This window comes from Streptomyces sp. NPDC058620, assembly GCF_042717135.1.
Lineage (GTDB): Bacteria > Actinomycetota > Actinomycetes > Streptomycetales > Streptomycetaceae > Streptomyces.
Map to the genome: position 1 here is coordinate 52,404 of NZ_JBHXQO010000024.1, position 20,511 is coordinate 72,914.

Sequence of the window (20,511 nt, forward strand, 5' to 3'; positions counted from 1 at the left end):
CCATCTCCCCGGCCGTACGTCTGGCGGCATTCCTGGCGGCATTTCTGGCGACAGCGACACAGCACAGCGGAACGCATTCCCGGATCGTCACCCCGGCCGGCCCCGAATCCGGGGACCCCGGGGTGTCGTACCGCCAACCGGCCCACCCACGGCGCACAGCCGGCCGTCGGGCCGGCTCCGCGACGCGGCCGTCAGAGAGGCGCCTCCCACACCACCGTCGCACCGCCCCCGCCCTCGCCGATTCCGGGGCCGAACCAGCTCGCACCGCCCAGTGACTCCGCCCGGCGGGCCAGGTTGCGCAGTCCACTGCGCCGCCCGCCCTCCGGGATGCCCACTCCGTCGTCGGCGACCGAGAGGCGTACCCCGTCGCGCCCGTCAGGCAGGGTGACGGTCGCGTCGACGACCACGTCGATCAGGGAGGCACCGGCATGCCGGAACGCGTTGGACAGCGCCTCGCGCAGGGCCGCGATGAGGTTCTTGCCTGTGAGTTCACCGACGAGTGAATCGACCGGGCCGACGAAGTGGTGCGAAGGCTTGAAGCCCAGGGGCACGGCGGCCATGTTGATCTCCCGCAGGACGCGGGTGCGCAGCCCCGAAGGCACCTCGGCCGGTTCCTGCTGGAGCGCGAAGATGGCCGTCCGGATCTCCTGGATCGTCACGTCCAGCTCGTCGACGGCCCGTCCCACCCCGGTCGTCACCTCGGGCACCACCGACCTGCGCTGAGCGCTCTCCAGCATCATTCCGGTGGCGAACAGCCGCTGGATGACGAGATCGTGGAGGTCACGGGCGATCCGGTCACGGTCCTCGTACACCGCGAGCCGTTCTCGGTCGCGCTGGGCCTCGGCCATCATCAGCGCGAGTGCCGCCTGGGAGGCGAACTGGGTGGCGAGGGTCCGCTCCGCCTCCGTGAAGGGACGTTCGCCCCGGCCGCGCGGGGTGGCGAGCGCGCCGAGCACCCGGCCGCCGCTCTGCAGGGGGAGCAGCATGCTCGGGCCGAACTGGTCGGCCAGCCTCGTGACCATGCGTCCGTCCGAGGCCAAGTCGTCCACGAAGACGGCCTGGCCGTCGAAGAGCATCGCCGCGACGGCGCTCTCCGGCGGAACGATGACGCCCAGCGAATCGGACGGGTTGTCGGCGGATACCGCGACGATCTCCAGCCCGCCCTCCGGCGTCGGCAGCAGCACGATCCCCGCTGCCGAATCGGCGAGACGACGGGCCTGTTCGGCGACGACCGACAGCGCGTCGTCGGCGTCACCACCGGACAGGAGCGCGGTCGTGACCGCCACCGATCCGTCGATCCACCGCTCGCGCTGCCGCGCCGCCTCGTACAGCCGGGCGTTGCCGATGGCGATGCCGGCCTCGGTGGCGAGCACCCTCACCATGTGCAGGTCGTAGTCGTTGAACTCGGTCCCGCCGCGCTTCTCCGCCAGGTAGAGATTGCCGAAGATCTCGCCCTGTACGCGGATCGGCACCCCGAGGAACGTGCGCATCCGTGGGTGGCCCTGCGGAAACCCGGCCGCCCTCGGATCGGCGGTCAGATCGGCCAGCCGGAGCGGTACGGGATCGTGGATCAGCGCGCCGAGGAGCCCCTTGTGCCCGTCGGGCCGATGGCCGATCTCCCGGGCCACGTCCTCCGGCACTCCGTGGGTGACGAAGTCGGACAGCCCCTCCCCGGTGTCGTCGACGACACCGATGGCGGCGTAGCGGGCATCGGCGAGCTCGGCGGCGGTCTCGCAGATGCGGTCGAGGGTGGAGTGCAGTTCCAGGCCCGTGCCGACCGAACGCATGGCCTCCAGCAGCTGCGGGACGCGGGCGGTGAGTTCCGTGGAGAGACCCTGCAGGCTGCGCGTCGCCCGGGTCGCGGCTTCGAGTGAGTCCTTCGGGTCCGGCTCTGCCATGTACTGAGCCTAGTTAGTCCCATTTAGTGAGGAAAGTCGGGCAGGGTCTGTACGGCCCGCCCGACCCCCCGCATCAGGCGGGCACGCTCTCCCGTTCCCGCTCCAGCATCCGGCGCAGGGGTCCTTCCACACCCGCGAGGTCGCCGTACGCACCGCGCTGCACCACGCGGCCCGCATCGAGCACCAGCACCTCGTCGACGGCGTCGAGTCCCTCCAGCCGGTGGGTGATCAGGAGGGTCGTACGCCCACGGGTAGCCGTCAGCAGGTCCGCGGTCAGCGCGTCGGCCGTCGCCAGGTCGAGGTGCTCGGCGGGCTCGTCCAGGACGAGTACGGGGAAGTCGGCGAGGAGCGCGCGGGCCAGCGCGAGCCGCTGCCGCTGACCGCCGGAGAGCCGGGCGCCGTGTTCGCCCACCAGGGTGTCGAGCCCGTCGGGCAGGGAGTCGGCCCAGTCCAGCAGCCGGGCCTGCGCGAGCGCGTCCCGCAGCTCACCGTCCGTCGCTCCGGTACGGGCGAGGCGCAGGTTCTCGCGGATGGAGCTGTCGAAGACATGGGCGTCCTGGGCGCACAGCCCCACGTACGTCCGGACGGTGTCGCTGTCCAGTTCGCTCGCTTCGACACCGCCGATCCGGTACGTCCCGGCCCGGGCGTCCAGGAAGCGGAGCAGGACCTGGGCGAGCGTCGACTTGCCCGAGCCCGAAGGCCCCACGACGGCGATGCGCCTGCCGGGGACGAGCGTCAGATCGACGGATTCCAGGGCGTCCCGCGTCGCCCCCGCGTACCGGGCGGACAGCCCCCGCACCTCCAGCGGGAACGGCGAATCGGGCGCTTCGGCGGGGGTGGCGGGCTCCCGCACAGGCGCCGGGGCGTCCAGCACCTCGTACACGCGCTCCGCGCTCCGCTTCACGCGCTGGCGGTACTGCACGGCGAGCGGCAGGCCCGTCACCGCCTCGAAGGCCGCCAGCGGGGTCAGCACCACCACGGCGAGCGCCACACCCGCCAGCCGTCCGTCACGGACTGCCGGGAGCGCGACGAGTGCGGCACCGACCACCGTGAGGCCGCAGATCAGGGCGGAGAGACCGCCGCCGAGCGCGGTCGCGGTCGCCGCGCGGGAGGCGATCCGGGTGAGGACGCCGTCCGCCTCGCGCACCTGCCGGCTGCGGGCGGGCAGCGCACCGGCCACCGTCAGCTCGGCCGTCCCGGTGAGCAGATCCGTGACCCTGGTGGCCAGCGTGGCCCGCGCGGGCGCGAGTTGGCGTTCCACGTGGCGGGCGCACGCGCCACTCACCAGGGGCACGCCCACCCCGGCGAGGAGGAGGCCGACGGCGAGGACGACGCCCGCCTCCGGGAGCAGCCAGCCGGTGAATCCGGCAGCCGCGGTTCCGACGACGACCGCGGTCCCCACGGGCAGCAGCCAGCGCAGCCAGTAGTCCTGCAGCGCGTCCACATCGGCCACGAGGCGCGACAGCAGGTCGCCGCGCCGCGTCGTACGCAGGCCGGCCGGCGCGATGCGCTCCAGCCTCCGGTACACGGCGACCCGCAGCTCCGCGAGCATCCTGAGCACCGCGTCGTGCGAGACGAGGCGCTCGGCGTACCGGAAGACCGCGCGGCCGATGCCGAAGGCGCGCGTCGCGGTGACGGCCATCATCAGATAGAGCACCGGCGGCTGTTCGGAGGCACGGGAGATCAGCCACCCCGACACGGCCATCAGCCCGACGGCCGAGCCCACGGCGAGGCTGCCCAGCAGCAGGGCCAGACCCAGCTTCCCGTGCTGCGCACCGGCGGCCTTCCGGACCCGGGCCAGGACGTGCCCCTGCCGCGGGGCGGTGTCCTTGAAGACCTCGGCCTCCCCCGTACCGTCCGGCTCGCCTGCGGATTCGAGGGACGGGGTGCCGGGCCGCGGCACCGTCGGGCGCCCGGCCTCCCCGTCCAGGACCGCGGCCGCACGGCTTCCTGCTACCTGCGGCTCCAGTGTCACGACACGGTCGGCCACCGACAGCAGCGCCGGACGGTGCACGACGAGGAGTACGGTCCGACCCTCCGCCAGTCTCCGTACCGCCTCGACTATCCCCGCCTCCGTCTCGCCGTCGAGACTCGCGGTCGGCTCGTCCAGCAGGAGCACTGGCCGGTCGGCCAGGAACGCGCGGGCCAGGGCGAGCCGCTGCCGCTGCCCCGCCGAGAGCCCGGCGCCGTCCTCGCCGAGCAGCGTCCGCACACCCTCCGGAAGCTCCGCGACGAAGCCGGACGCGCCCGCGTCCCGCAGCGCCGCCGACACCGCGTCGTCGTCGGCGTCCGGGCGGGCCAGTCGTACGTTCTCGGCGATCGTGCCGGCGAAGAGGTGCGGGCGCTGCGGCACCCAGGCGATCCGTTCGCGCCAGCGTTCCGGGGAGAGCTCGGCGAGATCGGTCCCGCCGATCCGCACCCGCCCCTCGTCGGGTGCGGTGAAGCCCAGCACCACATGCAGGAGCGTGGACTTGCCGACTCCGCTGGGGCCGACGAGGGCGACGGTCTCACCCGGCTCCACCACCAGGGAGGCGTTGTCGAGCGACGGTTCGCTGCGGCCCGGGTGGCGGACCGTCACCCCGTCGAGCTCCAGCCCCGTCGTCGCCGGGACGTCCTGCGTGCCGGCCGTCCGGGGCTCGGTCTCCAGGACCGCGAAGATCTCCTCCGCGGCGGAGAGCCCCTCTGCGGCCGCGTGGTACTGCGCCCCGACCTGCCGGATGGGCAGATACGCCTCCGGCGCCAGGATGAGGATCACCAGACCGGTGTAGAGGTCCAGCTCTCCGTGGACGAGCCGCATCCCGATGGTCACGGCGACCAGCGCCACCGACAGGGTCGCCAGAAGTTCCAGGGCGAAGGACGACAGAAATGCGATCCGCAGGGTCCGCACGGTGGCCTGCCGGTACTGCGAGGTGATGGTGCGGATCGATTCCGCCTGCGCCTTGGCGCGCCCGAAGACCTTCAGCGTCGGAAGTCCGGCGACCACATCGAGGAAGTGCCCCGAGAGCCGTGAGAGCAGCCGCCACTGCCGGTCCATCCGGGACTGGGTGGCCCAGCCGATCAGGATCATGAAGAGCGGGATGAGCGGCAGCGTGACCACGATGATCGCGGCGGAGACCCAGTCCTCCGTGACGATCCTCGCCAGGACCGCGACCGGGACCACCACCGCGAGTCCCAGCTGCGGCAGGTAGCGCGCGAAGTAGTCGTCGAGCGCGTCGACGCCGCGGGTGGCGAGCGCCACCAGGGAGCCGGTGCGCTGACCGCTCAGCCAGTCGGGCCCGAGCTGTGCGGCGCGCTCCATGAGCCGGCCGCGCAGCTCGGACTTGACCGCCGCGCCGGCCCGGTACGCGGCCAGTTCGGTGAGCCAGGCCACCAGGGCCCGGCCCACCGCGACCGCGGCGAGCAGCAGCAGGGGCATGCGGAGTCCGGGAAGGGACAGCCCCTCTTCGAATCCGCCCACCACGACTTCTGCGATGAGCATCGCCTGGGCGACCACCAGCGCCGCCCCGACAAGTCCGAGTGCCACCACGGCAGCCAGGAAGAGGCGGGTGGCCCGTGCGTACCTGAGCAGACGCGGGTCGATCGGTTTCACGTGAAACAGCCCCCAGAGAGCTCGCTGCGGCCGGTGCGGTCAGTGAGGTGCATCGGCGATGTGCTGGGTACCGATGCGCTTGCGGAACACCCAGTAGGTCCAGCTCTGGTAGAGCAGGACGAGGGGAGTGGCGATGCCCGCGCACCAGGTCATAATCGTCAGGGTGTACGGAGTGGACGAGGCGTTGGTGACCGTGAGGTTCCAGGCGTCGTTCAGCGAGGACGGCATGACGTTCGGGAAGAGCGTCAGGAACAGCATGGCGACCACCGCCACGATGGTCAGGCCCGAGAACGCGAACGACCACCCCTCGCGCCCGGCCGCGATGGCGACGATCGCGGCGACCAGCGCCCCGGCCGCGACGATCATGGCCAGCAGGCTCCAGCTGTCACCGTTGTCCAGCTGGGTCCAGGTCAGGAAGAGCAGCGCGAGGACCGCGGTGGCCGGCCCCAGCCCGAGCGCCAGCTTGCGGGCCCGTTCCCGGATGTCGCCGACCGTCTTGAGCCCGGCGAACACCGTGCCGTGGAAGGTGAAGAGGAAGAGCGTGACCAGTCCGCCGAGAAGGGCGTACGGGTTGAGCAGGTCCCAGAGATTGCCGACGTACTCCATGTCGGCATCGATCTTCACGCCACGGACGATGTTGCCGAAGGCCACGCCCCAGAGCACGGCCGGGATCAGCGAGGTCCAGAAGATCGCGTGTTCCCAGTTGGTCTGCCACTTCTCCTCGGGCCGCTTCGACCGGTACTCGAAGGCGACTCCGCGCACGATCAGGCAGAGCAGGATGATCAGCAGCGGCAGGTAGAAGCCGGAGAAGAGCGTGGCGTACCACTCGGGGAAGGCGGCGAAGGTCGCCCCGCCCGCGGTGAGCAGCCAGACTTCGTTGCCGTCCCAGACGGGGCCGATCGTGTTGATCAGCACCCGGCGTTCCTTGCGGTCGCGGGCCAGCACCTTGGTGAGGACACCGATACCGAAGTCGAACCCCTCCAGGAAGAAGTAGCCGGTCCAGAGGACGGCGATGAGTACGAACCAGACGTCGTGGAGTTCCATCTCTCAGCTCCTCTGCTCTCAGTAGGAGAACGCCATGGGGCGGTCGGCGTCCTGCTCGTCGTGACCGCCGATCTTGGTGGGCGGGTTGAGGTCGGCCTCGCTGAGTTCCGGCGGTCCGGCCTTGATGTACTTCACGAGCAGCCTCACCTCGATCACGGCGAGCACCGCGTAGAGCAGGGTGAAGACGGTCATCGAGAGAATGACCTCGCCCTGCGAGGTACCGGGGGAGACCGCGTCACGGGTCTGGAGCACGCCGTAGACGACCCAGGGCTGACGCCCCATCTCGGTGAAGATCCAGCCCCAGGAGTTGGCGATCAGCGGGAAGAGCAGGGTCCACAGGGCGACGAGCCAGTAGAGCTTGGTGAGCTTCGGACTCAGCGCCTTGTTCCTGAACAGGACCAGGTGGGGCACCTCGTCCTCACCGGTCCGCATCGCCGCCGGCAGCATGAACTTCCTCCGGGTCAGCCACAGTCCGAGCAGACCGAGGCCGAAGGACGCCATGCCGAAGCCGATCATCCAGCGGAAGCTCCAGAAGGCGACCGGAATGTTGGGCCGGTAGTCGCCGGGGCCGTACTTCTCCTGCTCGGCCTTGTTGATGTCGTTGATGCCGGGGACGTACGAGTCGAAGGTGTCGTCGGCGAGGAAGGACAGCACTCCGGGGATCGAGATCTCCACCGAGTTGTGGCCCTCGCTGACATCTCCGTACGCGAAGATCGAGAAGGGCGCGGCGTTCTGCCCGTCCCACAGCGCCTCGGCGGCGGCCATCTTCATCGGCTGCTGCTTGAACATCACCTTGCCCAGCCGGTCACCGCTGACGGCGGTCAGCATGCCGGCGATCACGACGGTGACGAGCCCGAGCCGCAGGGACGTCCGCATGACGGGGATGTGCTTCTTGCGGGCCAGGTGGAAGGCGGCGATGCCCACCATGAACGCGCCGCCGACGAGGAAGGCGGCCGTGATGGTGTGGAAGAACTGCGTGAGCGCGGTGTTCTGGGTGAGCACACTCCAGAAATCGGTGAGCTCGGCCCGGCCGCGTTCCTCGTTGATGCGGTAGCCGACCGGATGCTGCATCCAGGAGTTGGCCGCCAGGATGAAGTACGCGGAGAGGATGGTGCCGAGGGAGACCATCCACATGCAGGCGAGGTGGATCTTCTTCGGCAGCTTGTCCCAGCCGAAGATCCACAGCCCGATGAAGGTGGACTCGAAGAAGAACGCGATCAGCGCCTCGAAGGCGAGCGGGGCACCGAAGACGTCGCCGACGAAGCGGGAGTAGTCGGACCAGTTCATGCCGAACTGGAACTCCTGGACGATGCCGGTGACGACACCCATGGCGATGTTGATCAGGAAGAGCTTCCCCCAGAACTTCGTGGCTCTGAGGTACTTCTCGTTGCCGGTCCGCACCCAGGCGGTCTGCAGGCCGGCGGTGAGCGCGGCGAGGGAGATCGTCAGAGGGACGAACAGGAAGTGGTAGACGGTCGTTATGCCGAATTGCCATCGCGCCAGGGTTTCCGGCGCCAGAGCTAGGTCCACGTCGTCGTTCTCCTTACGGGGCCGTGTTCACAGGGGTGCTTTGCCCCACTTATCCCTCTGATCAAGGGAGGAACCGGGACACGCTTGTGAACGCGTTCACATTCACAAGCATTATGGCGCACACGCTTTCGGAACGTTCGATCGGGGGGTCCTTCCCGGCCATCCGGGCAGCCGGCCCCCGGCACCGCACAGCACAAGGGCCCCGGACCTCGCCATCGAGGTCCGGGGCCACCGGCACGCACAGAACGGAGCGGCTACGGCCGGAAGGCTCCGCAGCGGCCGCGCCCGCGGCTCACCATTCCTGGCGGTACGACTCCGTCACCTTGAGGAACACGTCATTGGCCTCGGACTCCCCGATCGTGACCCGCACTCCCTCACCCGCGAACGGCCGGACCACCACACCGGCCCGCGCGCACGCGGCAGCGAAGTCGACCGTACGGTCCCCGAGCCGCAGCCAGACGAAGTTGGCCTGGGACTCCGGAACGGTCCAGCCCTGCCGCACCAGCTCCTCCTGGACCCGGTTGCGCTCACAGACCAGCGTGCCGACCCGGCCCATCAGCTCGTCCTCCGCACGGAGCGAGGCGACGGCCGCGTCCTGGGCGAGCTGGCTGACCCCGAAGGGGACGGCCGTCTTCCGCAGCGCCGCCGCGACCGGCTCGTGGGCCACCGCGAACCCGACCCGCAGCCCGGCCAGGCCGTACGCCTTGGAGAAGGTCCTCAGCACCGCGACATTGGGCCGGTCCCGGTAGATCTCGATGCCGTCCGGCACCTCGACGTCCCGGATGAACTCCTTGTACGCCTCATCGAGCACCACCAGCACATCGCTCGGCACCCGGTCCAGGAACCGCTCGAGCTCGGCCCTGCGGACCACCGTGCCCGTCGGGTTGTTCGGATTGCAGACGAAGATCAGGCGCGTCCGGTCGGTGATCGCGTCCGCCATCGCGTCCAGATCGTGCACATCACCGCCGGTCAGCGGCACCTTCACCGAGGTCGCTCCGCTGACCTGCGTGATGATCGGGTACGCCTCGAAGGAGCGCCAGGCGTAGATGACCTCGTCCCCGGGGCCGGAGGTGGCCTGGAGCAGCTGCTGCGCCACGCCGACCGAGCCGGTTCCGGTGGCCAGGTGCGAGAGAGGAACACCGAATCGGTCGGCCAGCTCGTTCATCAGACCGGTACAAGCCATGTCCGGGTAGCGGTTGAAGTTCGCGGCGGCGGCGAGCGCGGACTCCATCACCCCGGGCAGCGGCGGAAACGGGTTCTCGTTGGAGGAAAGCTTGAAGGCGACCGGTCCGCCGGCCGCCGCCGGCTTGCCCGGCACATAGGCGGGCACGCCGTCCAGCTCGGCGCGCAGCTTGGGGCTCGTATCGCTCACCGCAGGTCCTCCTCGACCATCCGTGCACATCAATACTGCTCACCTTATGAGGATTCGGCTCCGCTGCGAATGGCCGGAGCCGGGATTCGTCCCCTGTGCCGGGAAGCGCACGGAATGGTCCCTCACGCGTCCGCCCAGCCGAGGGGGAGCGTTTCCCATCCCGCCGCGCGCCGGTGGCTCACTCCGTGGCGCGCATCCCTCGAAGAGGTGAGTTGAGACCTCTTCGAGACATCGGCCATTCAGCAGGCCCATCGACTTCGGCACATGACACACTGATGCCCAGCCTGCCAACTCCCGTGTTTTCCAAGGCATTTAGCATCAAACGATCATGCAGAAACGTGCCTGTCAACGGGTGAATATGCGACCGGCCCAACTACCCGTCCGAGCCCTACTATCGGCTCGCCATGACAGCAGCAGGGAAGCACCAGGTGAGCCGGACAGAGACGCCCCGGCGCAACGGCCGGCAAGGACGGGCGGGTATCCGGGATGTAGCCGCCGCGGCCGGGGTCTCCATCACGACCGTCTCCGACGCGCTCAACGGCAAGGGCAGGCTCCCGGACGCCACCCGCCGACATGTCCGCGAGGTCGCCGAGCGTCTGGGCTATCGCCCGTCCGCGGCGGCCCGAACCCTCCGTACGGGCAAGTCGGGTCTCATCGGCCTGACCGTGACCACGTACGGGGATGAACCTTTCACCTTCACCGAATTCGCGTACTTCGCGGAGATGGCCAGAGCCGCCACGTCCGCGGCGCTCGCCCGCGGCTACGCCCTCGTCATCCTCCCCGCCACCTCCCGCCACAGCACCGTCGACGTCTGGTCGAACGTCGCACTGGACGGCACCGTCGTCATCGACCCCTCCGACCAGGACCCGGTCGTCACCGAACTCGTGCGCCAGGGCGTGCCGGTCGTCTCGGACGGCCGCCCGGCCGGGTCGCTCCCGGTCACCGCCTGGGTCGACAACGACCACCGGGCCGCCGTCCTCGACCTCCTCGACCACCTCGCCGCCGCCGGAGCCCGCCGCATCGGCCTGCTGACCGGCACCACCACCGACACGTACACCCGGCTCTCCACCACCGCCTACCTCCACTGGTGCGAGCGCGTGGGCCAGGACCCGGTGTACGAGTCCTATCCGGCCCACGACCCGTGTGCGGGCGCGGTGGCGGCCGACCGCCTCCTGGCCCGCCCCGACCGGCCCGACGCCGTGTACGGACTCTTCGACCCCAACGGGACGGATCTGCTGGCGGCCGCCCGCCGGTACGGTCTGCGCGTCCCGGAGGACCTGCTACTGGTGTGCTGCAGCGAGTCCACGGTCTACGCGAGCACCGAACCGCCCATCACCACGCTCTCCCTCAAGCCGCGCAGAATCGGCACAGCAGTCGTCCAGCTCCTCATCGACGCCATCGAGGGCGTCGAACACGACGGTCCGCTCGAACAGGTGATACCGACCGAGCTCATCGTCCGGACCTCGTCACAGCGCCGCCCGCCGCGCACCACGGTCAGTGCTCCGCGCTCCCCGGCCGGGGACTGACCGCAACAATCCGGACCAATTGACCGGTGAACCGTACGTGCGCGCGGATTCACCACCCCTGGTGCGTCACACAGCACGATCCGCATTCCTATGATGGGCGCACGACACCGCGGACCACCTCTACCAGGCAGGGCCCGTCGGGTGTACGGCGGCGCGACGGTGGTGGAGGGGTCGATGACTCAGGGGGCCGGTCAGGAACCCGTGGTGCGGACGGCGACGTTGCGTGACTTTCGCGTACCGCCGTATGCGCAGACGCCCGTGCCCGCGCGCTCGCCGCACCCCGGCAGCGTGGCGATGGACCACGAGCCGCCGGAGGGCTACACGCCCACCGAGCGCGATCTGCCGGTGATCAGGCGCGAGGACACCGTCGAGGTGCACCCCGTCCCCGAGCAGCGGCCGGCCGCCGACCCGGGGCGCGGTCCGCTCTACGTCGTCGGCGACGTCCACGGCTATCTGGACGAGCTCCTGGCCGCCCTCGCCGAGCGGGGCCTCATCGACGCCGACGGCGCCTGGGCGGCGGGCAACGCCCGGCTCTGGTTCCTCGGCGACTTCACGGACCGCGGCCCGGACGGCATCGGCGTCATCGACCTCGTGATGCGGCTCTCCGCCGAGGCCGCAGCGGCCGGCGGGTACTGCAAGGCCCTGATGGGCAATCACGAACTGCTGCTCATCGGCGCCAAGCGGTTCGGCGACACCCCGGTGAACTCCGGTGCGGGCACCGCGACCTTCCAGGCGGCCTGGCTGCTCAACGGCGGCCAGAAGACCGATATGGACCGGCTCCAGGACGTCCACCTCCAGTGGATGTCCCGGCTCGACGCGGTCGTCGAGGAGGACGGGCATCTGCTGATGCACTCCGACACGACGGCGTACCTCGACTACGGCTCCACCATCGAGGACGTCAACGACACGGTGCACGCCATCCTTACGCGTAACGACGCCGATGAGTGCTGGGACGTCTTCCGCAAGCTGACCAAGCGGTTCGCCTTCCGGGACGAGGGGGGCGCCGAGGCCGTGCGCGCCTTGATGGCGACGTACGGCGGGCAGCGCGTCGTGCATGGTCACAGCCCCATTCCGTACCTGCTCGGCGAGGTCGGCTCGGAGGACGGCGAGGACAGCACGCGCCCCGTCGTGGACGGCCCGCACGTGTACGCGGACGGGCTCGCCATCGCCATGGACGGCGGCGTGACCATGGCCGGAAAGCTACTGGTGGTCCAACTCCCCCTGCATGAATGAAGCAGGCCGGGGAAGACGCATCCTCGACCTGACCATGCCGACCACCGGGCCTATTTACGGAAACCCCCTGTCACCCCGTGCCGTGGGCGCTCTACCATCGGCGTATCAGTCGCAGGCTCTCCTCCGTTTCCGCCCGATTGCCCGGTCCACGCGGTCAGTCAGGCCCTACGGAGCATCGGGGGATGCACATGAAAAGCGCTCCGCACCTGCTGGCCGAGGACCGCCCCGAGTACGAGCGGATTCTCGATGACGCACTGCGTCATGCTCATGAACACCCGGCTCTGGACGGAGTCGGTGACCGGCTCAATCCGGAACAGCTACGCACCATGGCGCTGAACGCCACGGCTCTCATCACCGCGGCCGCCGCCACCGAGTACGAGCACTACGTGAAGGCGCGCGACGAACTGCGCGGTCCCGCCGGTGATCCGGCCCTCGGGCCCGCCCCGGACGAGACGAAGGGCGCGGGCGCCGGTGCAGGCGCCGTGGTCACCGCCCTGGCTCCCGTCCTCGCCGGTACCGCAGCCCTGATCTTCCTGCTCGTCGGCTATCTGCTCCAGGCGCTCGGCCCGGACCTCGCTTTCGCGGCCACGATGGTCACCGCGGGCTGGTTCTTCGGCGCGGTCGCCGCGGCGGCCACCCTGGTCGCCGCCGTCGGACTGCTCACCACGGCCCTGCGCAACGGCGCCACCTCGCTGCCTGCCGAGGACCCGGAGGAGGAGTTGCCGGAGGACGTGGCGCGCGCCAGGGAGGCGTGGCGCCATGCCCTGCTGGAGCGCGGCATCCTGCCTTTCCTGCGGGACGCACTCGCCGACCCGACGGCAGGACCCGCCTCCCGGACGCCGCACCGCTCCCCGAACCGCATCCCGAAGATCGGCTACAGCAGACCGGACTTCTCCGGCCCGGCCGACGGCCCGTCGGCCGGACCGCGCCCGACCTTCACGAGCCCCGACTTCACCAGTCCGGACTTCGGCGGACCCGAGCACCAGCCCGAGTGACCGCTACGCCGGGGACACCCGCACCACGGCGTAGCGGCCGCCCGTCCGCTCAGTCGGCGATCGGCAGATAGACCCGGTTGCCGGCCGCCGCGAACTCCTTCGACTTCTCCGCCATGCCGACCTCGATCTCCGCCTGCGAGCCCCCGTGCTCACGCCGGATGTCCTGCGAGATCTTCATGGAGCAGAACTTCGGGCCGCACATCGAGCAGAAGTGGGCCGTCTTCGCCGGCTCGGCCGGCAGCGTCTCGTCGTGGAACTCCCGTGCCGTGACCGGGTCGAGCGCCAGGTTGAACTGGTCCTCCCAGCGGAACTCGAACCGCGCGTCCGACAACGCGTCGTCCCAGTCCTGCGCCCCCGGGTGCCCCTTGGCGAGGTCCGCCGCATGGGCCGCGATCTTGTACGTGATGACCCCGGTCTTCACGTCGTCCCGGTTGGGCAGGCCCAGGTGCTCCTTGGGCGTGACGTAGCAGAGCATCGCCGTACCCCACCAGGCGATCATGGCGGCGCCGATCCCCGAGGTGATGTGGTCGTACGCCGGGGCGACGTCCGTGGTCAGCGGGCCGAGCGTGTAGAACGGCGCCTCCTCGCAGATCTCCTGCTGGAGGTCGATGTTCTCCTTGATCTTGTGCATCGGGACGTGGCCCGGGCCCTCGATCATCGTCTGGACGCCGAATCGTTTGGCGACCGTGTTCAGCTCGCCCAGCGTGCGCAGTTCGGCGAACTGCGCCTCGTCGTTGGCGTCGGCGATCGAACCGGGGCGCAGTCCGTCGCCCAGCGAGTACGTCACGTCGTACGTCGCGAGGATCTCGCAGAGCTCCTCGAAGTTCTCGTACAGGAACGACTCCTTGTGGTGCGCGAGGCACCAGGCCGCCATGATCGAGCCGCCGCGCGAGACGATGCCGGTCTTACGGCGCGCGGTCATCGGCACGTAGGGCAGGCGCACGCCGGCATGCACCGTCATGTAGTCGACGCCCTGCTCGGCCTGCTCGATGACGGTGTCCTTGTAGATCTCCCACGTCAGCTCCTCGGCCCTGCCGTCGACCTTTTCGAGGGCCTGGTAGAGCGGCACGGTGCCGATCGGTACGGGGGAGTTGCGCAGCACCCATTCACGGGTGGTGTGGATATTGCGGCCGGTGGACAGGTCCATGACCGTGTCGGCGCCCCACTTGGTCGCCCAGGTCATCTTGTCCACCTCCTCCTCGATGGAGGAGGTGACCGCGGAGTTGCCGATGTTCGCGTTGACCTTCACCAGGAACCGCTTGCCGATGATCATCGGCTCGATCTCCGGGTGATTGACGTTGACCGGCATGACGGCCCGGCCCGCGGCGATCTCCTCGCGTACGACCTCGGGCTCGACGTTCTCCCGGATCGCGACGTACTCCATCTCCGGGGTGATGTCGCCGCGCCGGGCGTACGCGAGCTGGGTGACGGGCCGTCCGTCGCGGCTGCGGCGCGGCTGCCGCGGCCGGCCGGGGAAGACCGCGTCGAGGTTGCGCAGTCCGCCGCGGGGCGATGTGTGCTTCAGGCCGTCGTCCTCGGGGCGGCCGGGACGTCCGGCGTACTCCTCGGTGTCTCCGCGGGCGATGATCCAGTTCTCCCGCAGCGGCACGAGGCCGCGCCGGACGTCGGTGTCGATGGTGGGATCGGTGTACGGCCCCGACGTGTCGTACAGCGTCACGTCCTTGCCGTTGGTGAGGTGCACCTGACGAACCGGCACCCGGAGGTCCGGGCGCGAGCCCTGGACGTATCCCTTGTGCCAGCCGATGGACTTTCCGGCCTCGTTATTCGGTGCTTCCTGCGCGTTCTGCGCGTTCTGCTCCGAGGCAGGCGTGCGTGCGTCCGCTGTGGTCATGAGACCTACTCCCTACGCCGGCATTACCCGGTAACAGGTTCGGCGGTCGGCGCAGCCTGTTCCGTACCGGTGTACGGAGGTCAGCGCCCTCTCAGCCCGGTGCTCCGAGCTCCCGCGTGTGCAAAGGTGCCACCACGCTAGCGTCCTTCATGGCGTGCTGAATAGAGGGCCCCTCCCGTTCTTGCGATGATCGCCCGGTGACCTCCTCCCAAAGCGATCCCGAACCGCAGGGCCCCCCGCACAGCCATTCGCACAGCCACGGCCCTGCCGCCCCCGTCTCCAAGCATCTGCGCAAGGTCATCGCGGCCGTGCTGATTCCGTTCGCCACCGCGGTCCTTGTCGGCCTCGTGGCGTTCTGGCCCGGTGGCGCCCCCGCCCACGAACGCACAGGTGTCGGTTTCGACCGGCAGACCCAGTCCGGCAAGGTGGTCCGGGTCGACACGGTGGACTGCGCGGACGTCAACGCCGCGCAGGTGCCGGCGACCGGTGACACCTCGACACCCTCGGGACGCGAGGCGGTCAACGCGCAGACGGGGGACTGCAAGAAGGCCACGATCGAGGTGACGAGCGGCAAGGACAAGGGCCGGACCTTCGCCGAGATCGTCCAGCCGGACGCCCCGAGGCAGCTGCACGAGGGTCAGGGCGTGGTCGTGGCGTACGCGCCCGACGCGCCCCGTGACCTCCAGTACTCGGTGACCGATGTGAACCGGAAGTTCCCGATGGCGCTGCTGGCCGCGATCTTCGCGCTGGTCGTGGTCGCGGTGGGCAGGCTGCGCGGCGTGATGGCGCTGATCGCGCTCGCCGTGTCGTTCGCCGTGCTCACCCTGTTCATCCTGCCTGCCATCCTTCAGGGCTCGAATCCCCTGGTCGTGGCGGTGATCGGGGCGAGCGCCATCATGCTGGCGGCGCTCTACATGTGCCACGGCCTGACGGCCCGTACGTCCGTGGCCGTCATCGGCACACTCATCTCGCTGCTGCTGATCGGCCTGCTCGGCTCGCTCTTCATCGGCTGGGCGAGTCTCACCGGCAACACCGACGACAACACCGGCCTCATCCACGGCCTGTTTCCGGACATCGATATGAGCGGTCTGCTGCTGGCCGGCGTCATCATCGGTTCGCTCGGCGTACTCGACGACGTGACCGTCACCCAGACGTCGGCGGTCTGGGAACTGCACCAGGCGGACCCGACGATGGGGGCACGGAAGCTCTACAAGGCGGGGATCAGGATCGGCCGCGATCACATCGCCTCGGTCGTCAACACCCTCGTGCTCGCCTACGCGGGGGCCGCGCTGCCCCTGCTGCTGCTCTTCTCGATCGCCCAGAGCAGCATGGGGACGGTGGCCAACAGCGAACTGGTGGCGGTGGAGATCTTCCGGACACTCATCGGTTCGATCGGACTGGTCGCCTCGGTGCCGGTGACCACGGCACTCGCGGCGCTGGTGGTCTCCGCGGACCGCACAGGGCTCGGCGCGGAAGGCGGAGCTCCTGCACCCGCACGGACAGGGAGGGGCCGTCGTCGCAAGGCGTAGCGACGGGCGCCCCCTCAGCCGGCGTTCTGTTCCTCGGCGAGAATCCGGCCCAGCGCCTCTTCGAGGTTGCCCTCGAAGTCACTCAGCGTGTGCTCCTGACCCAGCGGGACCAGTTTGTCCGTCCGGTCGAGGAACGCCACAAGAGGCGCCGTGCCGGCCCGGAAGAGCGCACGGTCCTCTCCCACCTGGAGCCGGATGTGTACATCGGAAAGCCCTTCGGGCTCGGTAGGCCCGATGTGCACATCCCCGTCACCGCTGGGGCTGTTGAGACCGTCGAGTAGCAACTCACGGCCAAAAGCCCAGGTGACAGGGGCGTCGCCCGGCAGGTGGAAGGTCATTCGGATCGCATAAGGATCAGCAACCTCGTATCGGAGCTCCACCGGAATACGGAAGGAAAGCTCCTCGGAAACGAGGAAGCTCATCATGACCTCTGCTTGAACCGACTCGCGCATCGTTCAACCCCGCGGTAGATGAAACTGGCCAGGAATGATCCCCCGTGGCCCTATTGACGCCATCGTGGTGCACGCGATAGCAGATCACAAGGAGTGATTTTTCAGATACTGATAGAGAGCACGAGCGAACGCAAGAGATCCGCGACCTCGTTGCGTAGCTGTTCGACTGCGGGGAGCAACCGGTCCTGCTGGTCAAGGGGTATGGAAATGGCCATCGTCGCCACGGTGGTGCCCACCGTGATCGGGATGGCCGCGCAGATCGTTCCCAAGGCATATTCCTGTCGTTCAATGACAGGCTCCATGCGTTCCGTTGATCGCAACCGTTCAAGAAACGACTCGCGATCTCGCACAGAGTGACGAGTCAGAGGCTGCACGGGATGGCGGTCGAGATGGTCCCCGCGGGCGTCCTCGTCGAGTTGTCTCAATAGGCACTGTCCGATCGCGTGCGCGTGACCGGTCTCGCGGAACGCGGCCCATTCATCGACGGCCGGATGGGCCGGAGTGTCCGCGACCGCGATGAGTTCGATCTCGCCCTCGCGGTAGATGGCGCAGTAGACCGGCACGCCGATGGCGTCGCGCCAGCGCGCGAGCGAGTCGGTCATGGCGTTGCGACGGTTCTGTACGGCACCACCGTCGATCAGCCGCTCGGCGGCTTCGCCGAAGAGGAAGACGCCGTTCTCCCGGCGCAGGTAGCCCTCATGGGTCAGGGTGCGCAGCAGGTGGTACGCGGTCGGAAGCGGAAGCCCTGCTTCCCGTGCGAGTTGCTTCGCGGGCGCCCCGTCGCGATGGGTGCCCACGGCCTCCAGCAGTCTCAGTGCCCGCTGCACCGAACCGATCAATGTCGGTACAGCGGTATTCGCTGCTGTGGTCACAGGTCACCCCCAGGCATGGTGACGGGCGGTCAGCCCTCCCGTGGGGGCCGCCCCCACGGACTGCCACGAACCTGGGCCCGGAGACCGGACTGCCGTACAAACCAATGGGCAATGCGATGACGGACAGTTACTTCCCAGGTGGCGGCTGCGATACGCCACTGTATCGGCACCGTACGCCCGAAGTGCCTTTTCGTCGGGGACTTAGCTCAGCTGGCCTAATCGTCCCGCGACGTCCGTCACTACCAGTCACGGCCCGACGAGGACGAGGACATGAACTTCCGTACGACGAAGACCAGACCACCGACCAGAACGGCGAACACCAGCACCTTGAAGAGCAGACCGATGACGAAGCCCACCACGCTGGCGATCAGGCTGCCGAACACGACGATCGCGATGACGGGCACCGCGACCCACTTCACCCACCAGGGCATCCCCGCGAATATCTCCTGCACGGCCATCGTCCTTACCTCGTCTCCATGGGTTCCTGCCTCGATGCTAGAGCCGCGGGGTGGCCGGCGGGCGCTCCCGATCCCTTGAACTCCCCTGATCGATCCCCTAGGGACCGTGCGGTCCGGCTCAGCTCTCCGGCGGGGAGAAGACGACCATCACCCGCAGGTCCTCGGTGATGTGGTGGAACTTGTGGGCCACTCCGGCCGGTACGTAGACGACGCTGCCCCTGCCCACCTGAGTCGTCTCCATGCCGACGGTGATCGCCGCGCGGCCGCTCACGACGAAGTAGACCTCGTCCTGGTTGTGGGGCTGCTGCGGGTCGAGCTGGCCCGCGTCCAGCGCGTAGAGGCCGACGGACATATTGCGTTCCCGTACGAACTGGAGGTAGGCGCCGTCGTTGGCGGCCCGCTCCGCCTCCAGTTCGTCCAGCCTGAATGCCTTCATCGCCCGTCCGCCCCTTGTATCCCGTACTGCCGGTGTCTGCCGTCGATCGTGTCTGCCACGATCAGACACATGAAGAATTTCGTAGTCAAGACGATCGCCAACGCGGGTGCGCTGGCCGTGGCCATCTGGCTGCTCAGCGACATCACGCTCACCGGTGACGACACCTGGAACAAGGTGCTCACGCTGGTCCTGGTCGCCCTCCTCTTCGGCCTGGTGAACTTCGTCGTCAAGCCCGTGGTGCAGCTGCTGACGCTGCCGCTGTTCATCCTGACGCTGGGACTGATCACGCTGGTGGTCAATGCCCTGATGCTGATGCTGACCTCATGGCTGGCCGATCTGTTCGATCTGAGCTTCCACGTCGACGGCTTCTGGACCGCCGTCCTCGGTGGCCTGATCATCTCCGTCGTCTCCTGGGCGCTGAACGTCGTACTCCCCGACGAGGACTGATCCGGGCCTTCTGAAACAGTGCAGGCCGGACCGGTGGCAGACCGGGGAGAGAAGCGAGGACGCAGCATGAGCACCATGGGCGACGGGACACGGGCGGTACGGGCCGGACTGCCCGAACCCGCGCAGTACGAACCCACCCTGCCGGGTCCGGTTTTCGCCGCGCACTTCCATCTGTCCGGGGAACCTGTCGGCCCGTACACCTACGGTCGCGACACCAACCCGACGTGGACCCGTCTGGAACGTGCGATCAGCGAGCTGGAGGCGCCGGGGGAGCCGGTCGAGACCACGGTGTTCGCCTCCGGGATGGCGGCGATCACGGCCGTCCTGCTGTCGCAGACGCGCACGGGCGACGCGGTGGTCCTGCCGGACGACGGCTATCAGGCGCTGCCGCTGGTCCGTGAGCAGCTGGAGGCGTACGGCGTCGAGGTGCGGACCGCCCCGACCGGCGGCGACGCCCAGCTCGCCCTCCTGGAAGGGGCCAAGCTGCTGTGGATCGAGACCCCGTCCAACCCGGGCCTCGACGTGTGCGACGTGCGACGGCTCGTGGGGGCCGCGCACCTGGCGGGCACGCTGGTCGCCGTCGACAACACGCTGGCCACCCCGATCGGTCAGCGCCCGCTGGAGTTGGGGGCCGACTTCTCGGTGGCCAGCGACACCAAGGGCATGACGGGGCACGGTGACATCCTCCTCGGCCACGTGACCTGCCGCGATCCTCAGCTGTCGGCGGGTGTACGGCGCTGGCGCAAGGTCGTCGGGGCGATCCCGGGACCGATGGAGGCATGGCTGGCACACCGTTCGCTGTCCACGCTCCAGCTGCGGATCGACCGGCAGTGCGCGACCGCGCTCGCGCTGGCCGAGACTCTGGGCAAGCGCTCCGACGTGAGCGGCCTGCGGTACCCGGGGCTGCCGACCGATCCTTCGTACCCGAACGCCGTGCGGCAGATGCGGCGCTTCGGCTCGGTGGTGTCGTTCGTTCTGGCCGACCGCGATACGGCGGAACGCTTCCTTGCCGGGCTGCGGCTGGTCGACGACGCAACGAGCTTCGGCGGCGTACGTTCCACCGCGGAACGCCGGGCCCGTTGGGGCGGGGACGCCGTACCGGAAGGCTTCATCCGGTTCTCGGTCGGTGCCGAGGACCCCGAGGACCTGCTCGCCGACGTGGAACGCGCGCTCGACAAGGCATCCCGGTAAACAGCCTGTTCAACGAGGTGCGCGCTGATACAGGCTGATACAGGCGGTCCGAGCCTCCCCCCTCGTGGCTCGGACCGCCCCGGTTCC

Annotated in this window: 16 protein-coding genes and 1 riboswitch; of the genes, 6 read left to right on the forward strand and 10 right to left on the reverse strand. The window is 69.2% G+C overall.

Annotated elements, in window-relative coordinates; genetic code table 11:
* Positions 1–191: 191 nt before the first annotated feature.
* The 5 genes from ACFWSK_RS21970 to hisC all read right to left on the reverse strand — a co-directional run bounded on the left by ACFWSK_RS21970 (position 192) and on the right by hisC (position 9,433).
* Complete coding sequence (locus tag ACFWSK_RS21970; RefSeq protein ID WP_383788758.1) at positions 192–1,898, reverse strand: GAF domain-containing sensor histidine kinase; 1,707 nt, start codon at positions 1,896–1,898, stop codon at positions 192–194.
* 73 nt (positions 1,899–1,971) lie between these two features.
* Complete coding sequence (cydD, locus tag ACFWSK_RS21975; protein WP_383788761.1) at positions 1,972–5,487, reverse strand: thiol reductant ABC exporter subunit CydD; 3,516 nt, start codon at positions 5,485–5,487, stop codon at positions 1,972–1,974.
* Between the two features lie 39 nt (positions 5,488–5,526).
* Positions 5,527–6,531: a cytochrome d ubiquinol oxidase subunit II gene (cydB, locus tag ACFWSK_RS21980; RefSeq protein ID WP_383788763.1), complete on the reverse strand. Its 1,005-nt coding sequence runs from the start codon at positions 6,529–6,531 to the stop codon at positions 5,527–5,529.
* A gap of 18 nt (positions 6,532–6,549) precedes the next feature.
* Complete coding sequence (locus ACFWSK_RS21985) at positions 6,550–8,061, reverse strand: cytochrome ubiquinol oxidase subunit I (protein WP_383788765.1); 1,512 nt, start codon at positions 8,059–8,061, stop codon at positions 6,550–6,552.
* Between the two features lie 292 nt (positions 8,062–8,353).
* A complete protein-coding gene (hisC, locus tag ACFWSK_RS21990; RefSeq protein WP_383788767.1) occupies positions 8,354–9,433 on the reverse strand; it encodes a histidinol-phosphate transaminase in 1,080 nt (359 codons plus the stop codon).
* A 404-nt stretch (positions 9,434–9,837) separates the two neighbouring features.
* Here hisC and ACFWSK_RS21995 point away from each other — a divergent pair, with 404 nt between their 5' ends.
* From ACFWSK_RS21995 to ACFWSK_RS22005, 3 genes are all read left to right on the forward strand, one after another.
* Complete coding sequence (locus ACFWSK_RS21995) at positions 9,838–10,959, forward strand: LacI family DNA-binding transcriptional regulator (protein WP_185299675.1); 1,122 nt, start codon at positions 9,838–9,840, stop codon at positions 10,957–10,959.
* Positions 10,960–11,118: 159 nt separating this feature from the next.
* Entirely contained in the window at positions 11,119–12,192 is a 1,074-nt protein-coding gene (locus ACFWSK_RS22000) for a metallophosphoesterase (RefSeq protein WP_383788849.1), read from the forward strand.
* Between the two features lie 182 nt (positions 12,193–12,374).
* The gene (locus ACFWSK_RS22005) at positions 12,375–13,187 is read left to right on the forward strand and encodes a hypothetical protein (protein WP_383788769.1); all 813 of its coding nucleotides are present in this window, start codon (positions 12,375–12,377) and stop codon (positions 13,185–13,187) included.
* Between the two features lie 49 nt (positions 13,188–13,236).
* Here the strand turns inward: ACFWSK_RS22005 and thiC are convergent, their stop codons facing one another.
* On the reverse strand, positions 13,237–15,039 hold the full coding sequence (gene thiC / locus ACFWSK_RS22010) for a phosphomethylpyrimidine synthase ThiC (protein ID WP_383788771.1): 1,803 nt from the start codon (positions 15,037–15,039) through the stop codon (positions 13,237–13,239).
* A riboswitch (TPP riboswitch) is annotated at positions 15,032–15,165 on the reverse strand. (Overlaps the previous gene by 8 nt.)
* A gap of 71 nt (positions 15,166–15,236) precedes the next feature.
* Between thiC and ACFWSK_RS22015 the strand changes: the two genes are divergently transcribed.
* Positions 15,237–16,568 carry a YibE/F family protein gene (locus ACFWSK_RS22015; RefSeq protein WP_383788774.1) on the forward strand — a complete coding sequence of 444 codons (1,332 nt, stop codon included), beginning with the start codon at positions 15,237–15,239 and terminating at the stop codon, positions 16,566–16,568.
* A gap of 14 nt (positions 16,569–16,582) precedes the next feature.
* Here the strand turns inward: ACFWSK_RS22015 and ACFWSK_RS22020 are convergent, their stop codons facing one another.
* The 4 genes from ACFWSK_RS22020 to ACFWSK_RS22035 form a co-directional block, all read right to left on the reverse strand.
* On the reverse strand, positions 16,583–17,020 hold the full coding sequence (locus ACFWSK_RS22020) for an SsgA family sporulation/cell division regulator (protein ID WP_383788776.1): 438 nt from the start codon (positions 17,018–17,020) through the stop codon (positions 16,583–16,585).
* Between the two features lie 101 nt (positions 17,021–17,121).
* Complete coding sequence (locus ACFWSK_RS22025; RefSeq protein ID WP_383788779.1) at positions 17,122–17,892, reverse strand: IclR family transcriptional regulator; 771 nt, start codon at positions 17,890–17,892, stop codon at positions 17,122–17,124.
* A gap of 239 nt (positions 17,893–18,131) precedes the next feature.
* On the reverse strand, positions 18,132–18,344 hold the full coding sequence (locus tag ACFWSK_RS22030) for a DUF5326 family protein (RefSeq protein ID WP_382740166.1): 213 nt from the start codon (positions 18,342–18,344) through the stop codon (positions 18,132–18,134).
* A gap of 124 nt (positions 18,345–18,468) precedes the next feature.
* Positions 18,469–18,786, reverse strand: coding sequence for a cupin domain-containing protein (locus tag ACFWSK_RS22035; protein ID WP_383788782.1), 318 nt, complete (start codon positions 18,784–18,786; stop codon positions 18,469–18,471).
* A 69-nt stretch (positions 18,787–18,855) separates the two neighbouring features.
* On the opposite strand from ACFWSK_RS22035, the gene ACFWSK_RS22040 reads away from it, so the two are divergent.
* Together ACFWSK_RS22040 and ACFWSK_RS22045 are read left to right on the forward strand one after the other, a co-directional pair.
* Complete coding sequence (locus ACFWSK_RS22040; RefSeq protein WP_383788785.1) at positions 18,856–19,233, forward strand: phage holin family protein; 378 nt, start codon at positions 18,856–18,858, stop codon at positions 19,231–19,233.
* Between the two features lie 66 nt (positions 19,234–19,299).
* Positions 19,300–20,424 (forward strand): cystathionine gamma-lyase, encoded by a 1,125-nt coding sequence (locus ACFWSK_RS22045; RefSeq protein WP_383788788.1) that lies wholly within the window; start codon positions 19,300–19,302, stop codon positions 20,422–20,424.
* The last annotated feature ends 87 nt before the right edge of the window (positions 20,425–20,511 follow it).